The sequence below is a fragment of the Longimonas sp. genome, assembly GCF_040409695.1.
Taxonomy (GTDB): Bacteria; Bacteroidota; Rhodothermia; order Rhodothermales; family Salinibacteraceae; genus Longimonas.
Map to the genome: position 1 here is coordinate 22,669 of NZ_JARWGJ010000200.1, position 13,706 is coordinate 36,374.

14 protein-coding genes are annotated in these 13,706 nt (G+C 60.8%); 3 read left to right on the forward strand and 11 right to left on the reverse strand.

The annotated features are described in order from the left end of the window. Positions 1 to 87: 87 nt before the first annotated feature. The 3 genes from PPP56_RS12110 to PPP56_RS12120 all read right to left on the reverse strand — a co-directional run bounded on the left by PPP56_RS12110 (position 88) and on the right by PPP56_RS12120 (position 4,271). Positions 88 to 2,046, reverse strand: a complete 1,959-nt coding sequence (locus PPP56_RS12110; protein ID WP_353564307.1) for a penicillin acylase family protein — start codon at positions 2,044 to 2,046, stop codon at positions 88 to 90. Between the two features lie 22 nt (positions 2,047 to 2,068). Further along, positions 2,069 to 3,775, reverse strand: coding sequence for a DNA polymerase/3'-5' exonuclease PolX (locus PPP56_RS12115; RefSeq protein WP_353564309.1), 1,707 nt, complete (start codon positions 3,773 to 3,775; stop codon positions 2,069 to 2,071). 103 nt (positions 3,776 to 3,878) lie between these two features. Next, the gene (locus PPP56_RS12120; protein ID WP_353564310.1) at positions 3,879 to 4,271 is read right to left on the reverse strand and encodes a hypothetical protein; all 393 of its coding nucleotides are present in this window, start codon (positions 4,269 to 4,271) and stop codon (positions 3,879 to 3,881) included. Between the two features lie 192 nt (positions 4,272 to 4,463). Here PPP56_RS12120 and PPP56_RS12125 point away from each other — a divergent pair, with 192 nt between their 5' ends. Next, positions 4,464 to 4,844 (forward strand): 2Fe-2S iron-sulfur cluster-binding protein, encoded by a 381-nt coding sequence (locus tag PPP56_RS12125; protein ID WP_353564311.1) that lies wholly within the window; start codon positions 4,464 to 4,466, stop codon positions 4,842 to 4,844. A 108-nt stretch (positions 4,845 to 4,952) separates the two neighbouring features. Continuing rightward, on the forward strand, positions 4,953 to 5,462 hold the full coding sequence (gene msrC, locus PPP56_RS12130) for a free L-methionine (R)-S-oxide reductase MsrC (RefSeq protein ID WP_353564312.1): 510 nt from the start codon (positions 4,953 to 4,955) through the stop codon (positions 5,460 to 5,462). Positions 5,463 to 5,529: 67 nt separating this feature from the next. Here msrC and PPP56_RS12135 read toward each other — a convergent pair whose 3' ends face one another. The 4 genes from PPP56_RS12135 to PPP56_RS12150 all read right to left on the reverse strand — a co-directional run bounded on the left by PPP56_RS12135 (position 5,530) and on the right by PPP56_RS12150 (position 8,990). After that, entirely contained in the window at positions 5,530 to 5,955 is a 426-nt protein-coding gene (locus PPP56_RS12135; RefSeq protein WP_353564313.1) for a hypothetical protein, read from the reverse strand. Positions 5,956 to 6,138: 183 nt separating this feature from the next. After that, a complete protein-coding gene (locus PPP56_RS12140) occupies positions 6,139 to 7,242 on the reverse strand; it encodes a sensor histidine kinase (protein WP_353564314.1) in 1,104 nt (367 codons plus the stop codon). A 460-nt stretch (positions 7,243 to 7,702) separates the two neighbouring features. Continuing rightward, the gene (locus PPP56_RS12145) at positions 7,703 to 8,458 is read right to left on the reverse strand and encodes an SDR family NAD(P)-dependent oxidoreductase (protein WP_353564315.1); all 756 of its coding nucleotides are present in this window, start codon (positions 8,456 to 8,458) and stop codon (positions 7,703 to 7,705) included. 58 nt (positions 8,459 to 8,516) lie between these two features. After that, positions 8,517 to 8,990: a CBS domain-containing protein gene (locus PPP56_RS12150; RefSeq protein WP_353564316.1), complete on the reverse strand. Its 474-nt coding sequence runs from the start codon at positions 8,988 to 8,990 to the stop codon at positions 8,517 to 8,519. Positions 8,991 to 9,287: 297 nt separating this feature from the next. Between PPP56_RS12150 and PPP56_RS12155 the strand changes: the two genes are divergently transcribed. Beyond that, a complete protein-coding gene (locus PPP56_RS12155) occupies positions 9,288 to 10,139 on the forward strand; it encodes a DUF4097 family beta strand repeat-containing protein (RefSeq protein WP_353564317.1) in 852 nt (283 codons plus the stop codon). A 93-nt stretch (positions 10,140 to 10,232) separates the two neighbouring features. Here the strand turns inward: PPP56_RS12155 and PPP56_RS12160 are convergent, their stop codons facing one another. The 4 genes from PPP56_RS12160 to PPP56_RS12175 form a co-directional block, all read right to left on the reverse strand. After that, a complete protein-coding gene (locus PPP56_RS12160) occupies positions 10,233 to 10,673 on the reverse strand; it encodes a hypothetical protein (protein ID WP_353564318.1) in 441 nt (146 codons plus the stop codon). A 181-nt stretch (positions 10,674 to 10,854) separates the two neighbouring features. Next, positions 10,855 to 11,673 (reverse strand): glycerophosphodiester phosphodiesterase family protein, encoded by an 819-nt coding sequence (locus tag PPP56_RS12165; RefSeq protein WP_353564319.1) that lies wholly within the window; start codon positions 11,671 to 11,673, stop codon positions 10,855 to 10,857. A 108-nt stretch (positions 11,674 to 11,781) separates the two neighbouring features. Next, positions 11,782 to 12,069, reverse strand: coding sequence for a hypothetical protein (locus tag PPP56_RS12170; protein WP_353564320.1), 288 nt, complete (start codon positions 12,067 to 12,069; stop codon positions 11,782 to 11,784). 153 nt (positions 12,070 to 12,222) lie between these two features. Beyond that, complete coding sequence (locus PPP56_RS12175; RefSeq protein ID WP_353564321.1) at positions 12,223 to 13,593, reverse strand: tryptophanase; 1,371 nt, start codon at positions 13,591 to 13,593, stop codon at positions 12,223 to 12,225. Positions 13,594 to 13,706: the final 113 nt, after the last annotated feature.

Genomic DNA, 13,706 nt, shown 5'->3' on the forward strand with positions numbered 1-13,706 from the left:
GAACGAGGGCGTCTCTACGAGGCGTCCTCGTTTGGTTATGGCCGGGGTTCGTGGCTGGCCACACTGCTTGATCCAGAAAGAGATCGGCTATGGGGTTAGGCGGATGCGCACGTCGGGAGACTCGGCGGGACGGTGTGCTCGCGAGCGGGCGTCAGACGGAGAGAGGAGGCGGTCGGCGAGCGTGCGCGAGGGGTCGGTGCGGCTGTAGTGCGGCGGCTCGCCGGGACGGCCGATCCAGTGCAGGTGGTAGCCCGGCGCTGGTCGCCGTGCCTCCGGATCAGGGCCTGGAGTCAGCGTGCTTGCATGGCCACGACCGGGAATGGAAGCCTGCGGACGACGATGGCCCGCGCTCGGATAGAGACGCTCCGGCAGGCGATGCGCGTCGCCCCACAGCGGCGCCCAAAGCCGATGCGGCTCGACCGACTCCCAGCGCCACCGACGTACGTCAGGGCCATGCGTGCGCTTCAGGCGCTCCACGGCCCGCGCAAAAGCACGCCGGTAGCGCACCGATGCGAAGTAAAGCGCAGGATCCAGCCGGGTGGGGCCTGCACGAAGCGACTCGATTTCGTCCCACCACATGCGAAAGAGAGATGCGCCAATGCTCGACGGCTCAAACACGCCTTCCCAGTTCTGCACAAAGGTGGCGGCAACCGCCTGAAGCGAGTCCGTTGGCGGATGAGCGGCGAGTGCCTCCTGCAGGGGAACGACTCTCTGCCGTGCCCAGGTACTGGTGTCGTCAACGGCCCACGCATCCACAGCAGCCTGCCGATCGGCATACGTCTGAAAGCGATCGGCCCAAGTCGCGCGCCATGGCGATGCGCTCACCACAACGCCTACCGAGTCGCCTGCGGCGTTTCGGATTGGGGTGGTTGGCCCCGATACAGCAGGCGCCCCGCCAGCGATGTGGCGGAGCGTGGCTGAGGCATGCTGCGGCAGCGGTGCCGGGTCGGGGAAGCGGTTGGCCTGCTCAGGCAGCGATGCACGATACGGAAGCGTGAGCGCCCAGGCCGAGTCAGCAAGCGTGGTGTCGCGGGCGCGCTCCTCCGCGCTCACTGTAAAGACGCGTGTTGTGTCGGTGAATGCCGTGCTAACCAGCGCTTCGTGTCCGCCTTGCATGCGGATGCGCTCGGCAGCAAGAGGCGCTGCCACATCGCCAGGTATGCGCACCCAGCCTGCCGTAGCACGCGGCAGAGTCAGGTAGTGGGCCGTACGGGTGTGGTGCGCGAGTGTCCACCGGGTGCCCGGCACGGTAGCGACCCAGGCCGTATCGGCTGGACTCGTATACCAGACCGGAGCAACCAGCGGGTCGATGCTGTGTCCACGCGTCAACCGGTAGCCCAACGCAGGTCCGGCTCCCTCTGAGTCACCTGCCGCAGACACGTTCAGCAGCCAGGCCATGCTATCGTGCCAGTGGTGCAGGCCCAGCCAATCCCGCAGGTCGTCGTCTACCGATGCAAAGGTGCGCATCGACTCGGTAGCAGAATCCGGGAGCGGAGGGCGCTCGGTTGCCATCCAGGTAAGCAGGTGCTCCACGGCCAGCGTGTGCCAGGGGGCCCATGGAGCCGGTGGATCGCTAAGAAGCGCAAACGGGGGCTGCGACTGCACGTAATCGGTGGCAAACGCCGCGTTTACCCCCTCGGCATAGGCAGCGAGCCAGGCCCGGTCGTCAGACGGAAGACGCCCCGTGTGTTCCTGAGCGGTGCGGGCCCACCCCATCTTGCGGGCGTGGCGGTCGAGGGGCAGGGCCTCGGACGTGAGCCAGTGTGTGAGTCTGCCGCGCGCTGCCTGGCGCCAGAGCACCATCGACCAGGCGTGCTGCATGCCGTGGGCCATGCCAAGGGCCCGGGCCGCATCGCGTTCTGAAGAGGCGTCTACGTAGAGGAGCGGGGTATCGTCTTCCCAGCCTATGGTCGCACTGGTGGACTGGCCCGGCAGCGAAACCGACGAGGGCGGAGCAGCTGGCGCCGCGACCTGGGTCCACCACAGCAGCCCCAGAGCCGTCAGGAACGCGCCAACCAGCGCAGCTACAGCGAGACGGTAGACCATGAGAGCAGAGCTTATGAAAGGCTTATGCTGTAGAAGCAACAGGAGCGCGCGCATCCAGCCACTGCTCAAAGTCCGGCAGCGACTTCGCGTTCAAGCACGCATCTGCCGTGAGTCCTCCCTTCCGTGCCGCTTCCACGCCCCAGCGCACGTTGTCGAGCTCGTCCGTAGAATGCGCATCGGGGTTGATCGACACCAGCACGCCCTGCTCAACCGCATAGCGCACATGGGTCCAGTCAACGTCGAGGCGATAGGGGTTGGCGTTGAGCTCAATGGCCACGTTGTGCGCGGCGCAGGCATCGATGACCGCCTCGTGGTCAATCGGATAGCCCTCGCGCACAAGCAAGAGGCGTCCCGTGGGATGCCCGAGGATCGTTGTGGCCGGATGCGAAACGGCGCGGATGATGCGCTCGGTGGCCTCCGCCTCGTTCATGCTAAAGCCCGAGTGCACGCTCGCCACCACCAGGTCAAACTGCGCCAGCAGCTCATCATCGTAGTCGAGCGAGCCATCTTTCAGGATGTCGCTCTCGATGCCCTTAAACACCCGAAACGTCCCATCGTCGTGGGCGTCGTTGAGCGCGTCGATGGCGTCATGCTGCGCGCGCACCTCGTCGGGCGAGAGGCCGCTGGCAACGGTGAGCGACTGGCTGTGATCGCAGATACCGATGTATTCGAGTCCGCGCGAGCGCGTCGCCTCGGCCATGGCGCGCAGCGAGTGCGCCCCGTCGCTGTACGTGGTGTGGTTGTGCAGCGTGCCACGCAGGTCGCTAAGCGTAATGAGCGCGTTGGTATCTGGCAGCGCGGCAAGGGTGTCGGTCCACAGCGCTTCGCGGAGCTCAGGGGGATGCGGGGCGCTGTCAAACGACGCAAAGACCGCCGCTTCATCGGTCATGGCCGGCAGCGCATCGGGAGCGTCTGTCATCGCTTTACGATAGCTCTCGGATCCCGTATGGTACCAGAGTGCTGTTCCAAGTTCATCTGGATGCACGCAGTAGATCGAAACGGGAAAGCCGTCGGGAAGCGTGGTCGTTACGGTAGCACGGACGTACGGCGGAAGCTCCTTGTCGGAAGCCGACGCGCTCTCGTACTCCGCAGCGTTGAGCGCATCGACGAGGGCGCGGGCGTCTGCGGTGCTAACGAGCGTGAGCTCCTGCAGCGTTGGACACTTGCGCCGAAAGCCGCCCGCCAGTGCCACGGGGGCGCTGGTCGCCCCGGCGAGCGTGTCGCGCAGCGAGTGGGCCGCGGCATACACATCGGCATAGCGACGCTGCGCATCGTACCGCCGCAGGGCGCGCACATGCTTTAAGATGTTGGCCTCGGTCTTGGCCCCAAACCCGCTAATCTGCTGAATCTGGTTCGACTCCGCAGCGGTTTCGAGTTCATCGAGCGAGGTAACGTCAAGCTCCTTCCAGAGCGTACGCACCCGCTTCGTGCCCAGCCCCTTCACGCGCAACACGTCGAGCAGGCCGGGCGGCACCGCGTTTAGCAGCTCGTCGCGCAGGTCGAACGAGGCGCGCGCGAACAGGTCGTTGAGCTGCGCCGCGAGGCCGTCGCCAATCCCGTCGATCTGCTGGAGCGCGCCACGGTCTACGTAGTCCTGCAGCGGCTCCTCCATATCGCGAATGGTGCGGGCGGCGCTGCTAAAGGCCCGCGCCCGAAACGGATTGCCACCGGTGAGCTCAATAAGCTGTGCGGTTTCGTTGAGTACCGCCGCTACTTTTTTGTTCGTCATGCGCGCCGTTGCGTTGAGAAAGAGAAGCAGACATCTACGTAGAACGGACGGCATGCCGGGCGGATTGTTGCGCACAGATAGCGCGAAGCGTGCAATACAGCAGCTACGAGGCCGGCTGCTTCGGAAGCGGAATCAGCACGAACGAAACGAACAGCTGTACGGCAAATCCGATCGCAAAAAAGAGCGGGTCGCCCACCAGCAGCAGGTAGACAGCCCCCACGGTTGCGGCGGCTTCAGACAACGTCCAGCCTGTAATCGTGTGCGTGCCCCGGGATGCAAGGTCCTCTGCAGCATCCCACTGCATGCGCACAGCCAGCACGCCGCCGAACAACACGAGAAAGAGGAGCGCGGTGCCGGCCTGGGCGTATGTTTCAATGGGCAGCAGCTCGGAGGCGAGCAGACCGGCGTCTTGCGTTAGAAAAAACGCAATGCCTCCAAAGGCAAGGCTGCTTGTCAGGAGGGCAAACCGGATGATCTGTAGCGCGTTTTTATCCATGGGCTGGTGATGGTCGTGATTCGATGAGACGCGAAGCGATGCCGGACCCGGAGCACGTGGACTGTACGCGATGCCCTATGCAACAGGGCACCCGCGCTGCGCATCCGTCTGCCCCTACAGGCGCACTGATCTGCACCGCGCAACGATACAGATGTGCTACCGGATCGACCATCATTATCTACCGAATCTACGATGAGGGCTGTTCATATGCCAGACGACACGTCAGACGCGACACGTCATACGGTTCGGGTGCACGACGGCACGCGGTGGCATGCGCTTTCGGTGCCGCACGGGGCGGTGCTGCGAGATGTGCTGCTACGAAATGGCCTGTCGCCCTACACGGCGATCACCCGGCGCGCCAACTGTGGCGGACGCGGGATCTGCGCGACCTGTGGGGTGCGCGTTGTGGAGGCGGTAGCGCCAACGCACTGGCACGACCGGCTGGCGAAGCGATACGGGTACCCCCGGCTCTCGTGCCAGATTCGCGTTGAGCACGCGCTTACTGTGCGCCTGGTTGCGGATAAGTGGGTATGGGGGCAACGGAAACCGAACGACGCGCCGGAGGCCTCGTAGGAGCGTTTGTATGCAGCCATTGCTTGCATCGGGCGGGTGCCAGACAGGTGCCGGGTGGATGTGCTGCAATGTGCTGCTCCGATAGTTTACACATGACCAGACTGCCTTATGACACAGCCTGCTGTTCCCCCCGATACGTATGCACGTGCCACCGCATACACCGACGTTTTCGACCGTATCGATGCCCTTTTAGAAGGAGAGACCGACTGGATCGCGGCGATGGCCACGGTGGCGTGCGAACTGCATCATACGTTCGACTACTACGACTGGACGGGCTTCTACCGGGCGGTATTAGACGACCTGCTGGTCGTGGGGCCGTACCAGGGCTCGCACGGGTGCCTGCGTATTCCGTTCGACCGCGGCGTGTGTGGAGCGGCGGCGCGCACTCGCGAAACGCAGTTTGTGCCCGATGTTGAGGAGGCTGCTGACCACATCGCGTGTTCCTCATCGACGCGATCGGAGGTGGTTGTGCCAGTGACGACGCCCGACGGACAGCTCCTTGCGGTGCTCGACATCGACTCGGATACGCTGGATGCGTTCACGGAGACGGATACGCAGATGCTGGAGCAGTTGGCGACGCGCCTCGGCGAGCAGTTCGCGTCGACCGAGCAGCGGTAACCGTGCACGGTAGTTATACGCAATGGCTGTGCGCGAGCGCAGGGCAGTATCCGATGCGCAGCTGGTCTTAACGGCGTCGTGTAACCTGACGCGGGTGGCGCACCTCAACCTGTGGCGTACCCTCGTGCAGGCGGATGCGTCCGCGCACGCAGATCTCGGCGTCGCGATAGAGGCGTTCGGGGGCTACGCTCCAGTGGCCCCGGTGCTCGCCCCATATTACGGCTGTGAAGGGCTGATCAGGATACGATCCGCCCATGTTCAGGAAGGTAGGTTCGCCTCCGATACGCGGAAGGTATGACGTGTTGGTGACGGGCCCGCAGACCTCGGCAGGGCGGTCAAGGTGCGAGCGGGCCTCGGTAGCGCGTATCGTGACTTCCGGCTCGACGTTGTTTCCACTTTCCGGCTGAAAAACCCGAGAGAGGAGCAGTCCAACCAACAGTAGCGCGGTAAGAACGATAAAAAGAGACTTCCATTCAGAGAGGCGTTGCAGCATGTGAGCGCGCGAGAGCAGGCACTAAGCAGCAGATAGTTGGCTATACGGCATCTTCTGCACAGGTTGTGCGAACAGGTTGTGCGAACAGGTTGTGCGATCTGTTCTGGGACCTGTAGAAGAAGCACGACAGCACATACGACCTGAGGGCCTGCTACGTTGCATGATGGGTACGCATGATGGATACTACTCAGCTGGTGGCGGGGGCCTCAGGGCAGACACCGGCACGCGGCACACAACCGTGGTGCTGTCGGGTGTGCGAGACACGTGGAGCGCGCCACCGATAAACTGCGCCCAGTACCTCATCCGAGCAAGCCCTTGCTTGACCGATGGATCATCGCGGTTGGCGGTCCAATCGCGCTTGTCGTTTCGAATAGAGAGGCAGAGGTGCTCGCCGTCCAGGAACAGTCGAACGACAATATGGTCGGGGGCGGCATGCTGCCGAGCAGACCGGACGCCCTCTTCGGCGACCCGGTACATCAGCAGGGCTGTAATCTGATTGGTAACCGACGGAATAGGGGGGTAGCTGATGAAGCGGCACGTGCCGTGAAACCGTTCAGCCTCTTCGCGTGCGAGGTCGTCGAGGGCCTCGGCGAAGCGGCCCTGCTGCAGCGATACCGGAACGAGCGTGTGTGAAAGCTGGCGGGCCTTTTCGGTGCCATCGCGCAGGGCCTGGGCCACAGCGTCAAGGTCTTCGGCGCTGCAGGCTTCTCCGCGCTCCACCTTGTTTTTGAGGTTCTGCACGCTGATGGCAGTAGCCGCCAGGTGCATGCCGAGCGTTTCGTGGAGCGACTGGCTGATGCGATGGCGTTCGTTCGCGTGTTGCGTTGCCATATGGCGGTCCATGCGGCGGCGCTCCGTAATATCTACGCCGGCGAGCACAAACGACTGCACGCATCCTGCTGCGTCGCGCTGGGCGGTGCAAGAGCCTTCAATGAAGTGGGGCGTACCATTTTCGGCGACCCACCGAATACGGAGGTAAACGCAGTTCGTCTCCCCGTTTCGCAACCTGGACAGGCTATTGTTGATGCTGTTGACCTCTTCAGTGGTCTCAAGCAGGTCGCGTATATCGCGGCCACACACGTTGGCCGCGGAGGAGCCTACTAGTTTGGCATATGCATGATTGGTATACTGGATAACACCAGACACGTCCATCTTGACGACAATGGCTCCCATTGCGTCTAAGAGATCGCGTGTTTCGGTACTATCAGAAGGCTCCGGGACGGGAGGTTTTTGCGCAACAGCCCCCGACTGCCACTGCGCAGGCGTAATATCAATAAAGGTTAGCATAAACGCTGTGCGGTGGGGAAAAGTAGATGGTGGGGGACAGACTCCGGCAGATGGTACGCAGTTGGTAGGGGGCGCCAAAGGCTAACACATCAACTTGTGCGTCAGACTTTGAGCCAGCAATACGCGTTCCAGTTCTGTGGCCTGCTTTTACTCCGGGGCGACAGATGGTAGGGAAAAGAGCAGATACTTTACAGGTAAAGCTACACGCTCAATGGAATGTTGGTGCGAATACACAGATCAACAAACAAAAAAGAAGATAGGCAATTGCAAACTTGTATGAAGTTGTTTGCGTCGTGCCCTGTTCGTTATGGCCAATGAGGCCCTCTTATTCTTCATAGGCGAAACTCTGCTGTAGGTCCGGACACGGCGGCGTGGCCAGCTGGCGCAAAGTTAGAGGCGAACAGAGAATCCGTTCGCCCCAGAAAAAGTGTAGTCAGGAGCAATTACAGAGAGAACCCTGTTACTGAGCTGTGTATCCGCCGTCAAGGACGAGTTCGGTTCCTGTTACGAACCGGGACTCATCTGAAGCGAGGTAAACAATGGCGTAAGCGATGTCTTCAGGCTGGCCCATGAATCCGATCGGATGCATGGCATCGAGTTCATCCTTCGAAGCATTGCTCATCTCTGCTCCGTAGTCGGCCATCCCGGTGTCTACGTATGCCGGATGGACCGAGTTAACACGGATGCCGTCATCGGCAAGCTCGATGGCAGCGTCTTTGGTCATTGTGCGCACCGCCCCCTTGCTGGCCCCGTAACATACATGCCGCGCGGAGCCGACGAGTCCGGCAACCGACGACAGGTTGATGATAGAGCCGCGCCTCGCCTCACGCATGGCAGGCACGACATGCTTCATCCCGAGAAAAACTCCTGTTACATTGATATCCATGAGGTGGCGCCACTCTTCGAGCGTGGTATCCTCAAGCGGCTTAATGAGGTAGATACCAGCGTTATTCACAAGCACCGTAGGAGCACCCAGGTCGTCGCGCACAGAATCGACAACACGCTCCCAGGCAGCTTCGTCGGTTACATCGTGCGCGTAGAACTGTGCGGTGCCTCCACCATCCCGAATCTGGGCAGCAGTGGCTTCTCCATCTTCTTCGTTGACATCGGTAATGGCAACCTTGGCCCCTTCTTGAGCCAGGTGCTGTGCAGCGGAGCGTCCAATGCCTACAGCGCCTCCGGTGACGATAGCAACTTCGTCTTGTACACGTCCCATAATGGTCTGGTAGAGTTTAAACGAGAAATAGGCGATGTACTACAGTTCGCGAATAGCCTTACAGTTCGCGAATAACTTTCAGCATATCGGTTGAAGTGATAACGCCTTCGACCTGGCCGTCGCGGGTCACAAACAGTCGGCGGATGCTGCTACGGAGCATCACATCGGCAACCTGCTGAATCGACGTGTGTGGGTTCACGTCGTAGATCTCGGGCGTCATCACGTCGCGCACGGTTGCCGTGGTCGTTTCCGTGATACGAAGCGCTTCCACCTCTTCCTGTGCGTAGTCGGCCGCGAGTTCATCATGATACGCCGTATGCACATGCGTGCTGGTGCCGTTGCCACCACCGCCAAGGTGCTGCGTCAGATCCGTCACAGAAACGACGCCGATCAGAGCACCTGCTTCGTCTACAACCGGTGCCCCCGTTACGTTATACTCAATAAAGAAGTCGGACAGCTCCTGCAGAGAGCGGTCGGCTTCTACGGTATGCACGGTACGCGTCATAATGTCTTTGGCCTGAGTGTACTTCATGGCTGTGTCCGGTAGGTTCGTTGAAGTAAAGTGTAGTGTGCAAGCGATTGTAGGTCGATTGTAGGTACCAAGCGCTACAAAAGTATTCGCCGAAAGACGAATCTGCTATCGGGCTTTTCACTGCATAGCATGTGGGGACAACACGTAAGTGTTCCAGAATCGCGATCCAGAGACGCCGGGCTGCATGCCGGTTGAGCGGCAGCCAAACGTCGCTGTAACATACATCAGGCCGGGTGCGTCTTCGGGATGTAGAATCACCAGATGCACGATCGCTCTCACTCAATCCCACACATGGCCATGAACGTGTTATCATTGATCACTCCAAGTAGACAGGCGCTATCGTCGGTGCTGTCGGCGCTCACTATTCTGTGTGTAACTGTTGTGCTTACCGGGGTTGGTAGTTGCGAAGCCGGGCAGTCCACAAGCACGGTTACGGTCTCCGACTCTGCAGAGGTAACAACGGCGATAGAGGGCGGAAACGCGGCCATTGCGATTGGCAGCGACGCAACGGTCACGGAGCCCATTAGGGGACGCAATGGCTCGATTACGATTGGAGAGCGGAGTGAGGTACGTGCTGTAGAGAATCGCAATGGATCGATCACACTCCGGCAGCAGGGTACGGCTACATCGGTTGAGAACCGAAACGGATCGATCACGCTTGACGGAGAGAACAGGGCAACCACGCTCATCAACCGAAACGGGTCGATCACGATTGGGTCCGGGAGCAGCGTAAGTGGTGCCGTAGAGGCGCGCAATGGGCGTGTTATCGTAGGCGAGGCGTCTACGGTTGAGGGATCGGTTCAAACCCGAAACGGCAGTATTCGCGCCGATGAAGGCAGCCGGATTGAAGGCAACGTGCAGACGCGCAATGGCCGTGTCGATCTGATTGCGGCAGCGGTGCGCGGGGACGTTGACTCGTATACCGGAGACATTACGCTCCGCGATGGGGCGACCGTCGCGGGCGATGTAGTGCTGCTCATGTGCTCAGACTGGTCGTCCTCCATGGGAGGGGGGCCCCCAGTATTGCGCATCGGGGCAGAGAGCCGTATAGACGGACGCGTTGTGGTGGACGAACGCGCCGAGATTGAGATCGCCAACGGGGCTGATCTGCCCGAAGTGGAGCGCATGCCGCATCGAGACGACTGCTAAAGCAGACAAGCCAGATGTATAACCAGACATGCAGCCGGCAGCACGGCTGTTGCTGTCACGTAGTTATTGACACATGCTCAGCAGGGTATGCGTTTAGGGAGCCGGGGCGCTTTGCGCTTCGGCTTCGTTGAGAGCACGCTCGGTGTATGCTTGAAGGGCGTCGATCTGGTCACGACTGAGCCACTGCCCTACCAGGGCCAGTGCATAGGTGAAGACCGCCAGAACAACGGCTGCAGGTATCGACCAGAGCCACATTGCATCCATGCCAAGGCTCCACTGCGTAAGCCCGACAATGCCGCCGATAAACCCGGTAAAGCCGGCGATAGCATACATAGCCATGAACATCGTCCATACCGAAGGGCGCGGGCCATATACCCCACGTACCCGTGTGCCGCCGTTGTGGGACTGCAGGTCGAGGCTCAACTGAGGCGACCAGAACCACTCCTCCTCCGGCGGCACGCTGATGGTCACGTGCTTGTCGTAGAAAGAGCCTGAATACCCGTCGTTGGTCGACTCCACATACGCTTGAATCATATCTTCAGCCTCATTGGGCGAGCAAGCAAGGTGCCGCTCGAACATAGGCCGCATCCGAAGGCTCTTCATCCGTTGAGATCTGTTTTTACATATACAATGAACATGGGATGAAGGTGTAGGCGGGGCAGACCTAAAAAGATCCACAGCGCCAACGCTGCTGATGCCACTGTGGGCCGATTGATTACAGACGTGGCGTTGTCGAACGCCCAGATTGGCGGGCTGTGCGGAGGGCAAGCGCGGGATAATCGGTGATCAGTGCATCCACGCCGCGAGCAAGCAGGGTAGCCATCTCGGCAGGGTCGTTTACCGTCCACACCTGCACATGCATCTGCTGCGCATGCGCAGCGCGCACGAAGGACGCAGAGGCCACGGGCAGCCCGCCGTAGCGATGGGGCACCTGAAAGACTCCGCCAGGAGGCGTGTAGCGTGTATGCAGCCCAACCAGGTGGCGGGCGTAGAAGGCCGCGGTCTCGGTCATCGCCATGTTTGTGGGGATGCCGGGACGTAGCGTTCGGAAGCGACGGAGTGTTTGGGCATCGAAGCTGGCTACAACGAGCCGGTCGGTGCGTCCGGTTTCGGCAATGAGATCGCTCATAGCACCGGCAATATCCGGACCGACGCCGCCCTTCAGTTCTACGATAAGTGGCGTGTCGGGATATCGCGTAATAACCTGGCGCAGCGTAGGAAGCCGGACGCCCGCGCCTCGATACGGATGGCGCCCGTACGCATCCGCCCACCAGAAGCCGGCATCAAGCGTACGCAGCTCCTGTACCGACAGCTCAGAGACCGGTCCGGTACCGTTGGTCGTACGATCGACGGTCGGGTCGTGGATGACGATGAGCTCGCCATCGGCAGCGCACTGCACGTCGATCTCAAGGGCGTGGGCCCCCTGATCGAGCGCCCAGTCGCATCCGGGCACCGTGTTTTCGGGCGCACCGCCACGCCCGCCCCGGTGGGCAATTACCGTGCAGTCGCGGCAGGCAAAGAAGGGAAGATACATACTGGGGGCGTGTTAGAACCTGTTTGGGGTTTGGTTTGCGGGCGGGAGCGAGCGCAGGGAGGACGTACTCCTGGGGTGCCCAAAGTAAGAAACCCAAACAGATGCTTCTTAAAGCGAGAGACCGATCAAGAAAACTACCAGGAAGATCGGAATACCGATGATAATGCTAATGATGATATTTGCGACGAGGTGGTGCCCGAACGCAGCGAACGAGCGTTTCAGGAAGCTCTCGTCGATGAGCATCGTGTCGGGTACGCGGGCTCCCGTCTCCTTCTCTGTTTCGCGAAGGCGCATGCGCAAGGCACGTACTTCCACGCGAAGTTCGTGCAATTCATCGTTCTCTGGTTCGGAGGCATCTCCGGGATTGAAGTCGTCGTCGAAGCGTCGTTCAGGCATGGGAAGAAGGTTCGCGTGTGCGTGAGGGAGCGAGAAGCGGCATGTGGCATAGCAAGGCAGTAGCATGACACCTACAGCATACAAACGTTACGTCTAAACCGCGAACATGAATCTAAAGGCACAAGCAGCGCACACGCAAAGCGGCGCCTGAGGCTACGAAGCGATAGGCTCGAAGTGCGCAGTGAAGTGGCGCAGGCGTTTGGGCTCATGCGTAATCGCATAGCCCGGTAGCGTGTCGGCGCGCTCTACGATGTCTTCAAAGCACTCAATGACGTAGTCGACATGCGATTGCGTGTAGACGCGGCGGGGGATAGCCAGGCGCACCAGCTCCATGGAGGCGGGCTTCTCGGAGCCGTCGGGCTGGCGCCCAAACATCACCGACCCGATTTCGCACCCCCGAATGCCGCCGGTAAGGTAGAGCGCTACAGCGAGAGACTGACCCGGGTACTGAAGTGGGGGAAGGTGCGGGAGCAGTGCATCTGCATCCACGTAGACGGCGTGTCCACCGATTGGCTGCACGACCGGCACGCCCAGGTCGGTGAGCGCTTCGCCCAGATAGCGCGTTGAGGCCATCCGGTAAGCCAGGTAGTCCTCGCGCACGATCTCCTTCAGTCCCTGTGCAATCGCCTCCAGGTCGCGCCCGGCAAGCCCACCGTACGTCGGAAAGCCCTCCGTAAGAATCAACTGGTTGCGTGCTTCCTCAGCCCAGATGTCGTCGTTGAGTGCCAGCCATCCGCCGATATTGACGAGCGCATCCTTTTTCGCGCTCATGGTCATGCCATCGGTGTAGGCAAACATCTCACGCACAATGTCGGAGACGGACCAGTCGGCGTATCCGTCTTCGCGCATCTTGATAAAGTACGCGTTTTCGGCAAAGCGGCACGCATCCATAAAGAGCGGCGTGTCGTAAGCATCGCAGATGGCTTTCACCGCTTTGATGTTGGAAAGCGACACGGGCTGTCCGCCCCCCGAATTGTTGGTCACTGTAAGCATCACCAGAGGGATGCGCGAGGCGTCCTCATCCAGCAGAGCCCTTAGGCGATCTACGTCCATGTTGCCCTTGAACGGATGCAGGTTGGCCGGGTCGCGGCCCTCCGCGATGACAAGGTCAACAGCATCGGCGCCGGTCGCTTCGATGTTTGCGCGCGTCGTATCAAAATGCGTATTATTGGGGATGATGGCGTTTTCGTCTGCCACAATACCCATAAGGATTCGTTCGGCGGCCCGGCCCTGGTGGGTGGGGATGACGTGTTCGAAGGGCATCAGGTCTTGTACGGCGCGCTCGAAGCGGTAGTATGACGAGGAGCCCGCGTAGCTCTCATCGCCCTGCATGAGCCCGCCCCACTGCGCTGCGCTCATGGCTGCGGTGCCCGAATCGGTGAGCAGATCGATGATGACATCGTCGCCGTCGAGATTGAACAGGTTATAGTGGGCATCCTGAATTAGAGCGGTGCGCTCCTCGCGCGTGGTGAGACGGATAGGCTCGACCGACTTGATGCGGAATGGCTCGATGATAGTGTCCATGACACGGCGCATAGCTTGATGGGAAACGACGGGCGCGTAGGCACTCCCTATAGAACGAAAACGGCACACAAAACGCAAAACGACCGCCTCCTCGCAGGAGCGGTCGTTCTGGA

Excerpts from the sequence above, each read along its gene's own strand:
- PPP56_RS12115 (WP_353564309.1), bottom strand. The coding sequence starts at position 3,775 with ATGACGAACAAAAAAGTAGCGGCGGTACTCAACGAAACCGCACAGCTT.
- PPP56_RS12145 (WP_353564315.1), bottom strand. The coding sequence starts at position 8,458 with ATGGGACGTGTACAAGACGAAGTTGCTATCGTCACCGGAGGCGCTGTA.
- msrC (WP_353564312.1), top strand. The coding sequence starts at position 4,953 with ATGACACAGCCTGCTGTTCCCCCCGATACGTATGCACGTGCCACCGCA.
- PPP56_RS12110 (WP_353564307.1), bottom strand. The coding sequence starts at position 2,046 with ATGGTCTACCGTCTCGCTGTAGCTGCGCTGGTTGGCGCGTTCCTGACG.
- PPP56_RS12135 (WP_353564313.1), bottom strand. The coding sequence starts at position 5,955 with ATGCTGCAACGCCTCTCTGAATGGAAGTCTCTTTTTATCGTTCTTACC.
- PPP56_RS12120 (WP_353564310.1), bottom strand. The coding sequence starts at position 4,271 with ATGGATAAAAACGCGCTACAGATCATCCGGTTTGCCCTCCTGACAAGC.
- PPP56_RS12155 (WP_353564317.1), top strand. The coding sequence starts at position 9,288 with ATGAACGTGTTATCATTGATCACTCCAAGTAGACAGGCGCTATCGTCG.
- PPP56_RS12150 (WP_353564316.1), bottom strand. The coding sequence starts at position 8,990 with ATGAAGTACACTCAGGCCAAAGACATTATGACGCGTACCGTGCATACC.
- PPP56_RS12165 (WP_353564319.1), bottom strand. The coding sequence starts at position 11,673 with ATGTATCTTCCCTTCTTTGCCTGCCGCGACTGCACGGTAATTGCCCAC.
- PPP56_RS12125 (WP_353564311.1), top strand. The coding sequence starts at position 4,464 with ATGAGGGCTGTTCATATGCCAGACGACACGTCAGACGCGACACGTCAT.
- PPP56_RS12175 (WP_353564321.1), bottom strand. The coding sequence starts at position 13,593 with ATGGACACTATCATCGAGCCATTCCGCATCAAGTCGGTCGAGCCTATC.
- PPP56_RS12170 (WP_353564320.1), bottom strand. The coding sequence starts at position 12,069 with ATGCCTGAACGACGCTTCGACGACGACTTCAATCCCGGAGATGCCTCC.
- PPP56_RS12160 (WP_353564318.1), bottom strand. The coding sequence starts at position 10,673 with ATGATTCAAGCGTATGTGGAGTCGACCAACGACGGGTATTCAGGCTCT.
- PPP56_RS12140 (WP_353564314.1), bottom strand. The coding sequence starts at position 7,242 with ATGCTAACCTTTATTGATATTACGCCTGCGCAGTGGCAGTCGGGGGCT.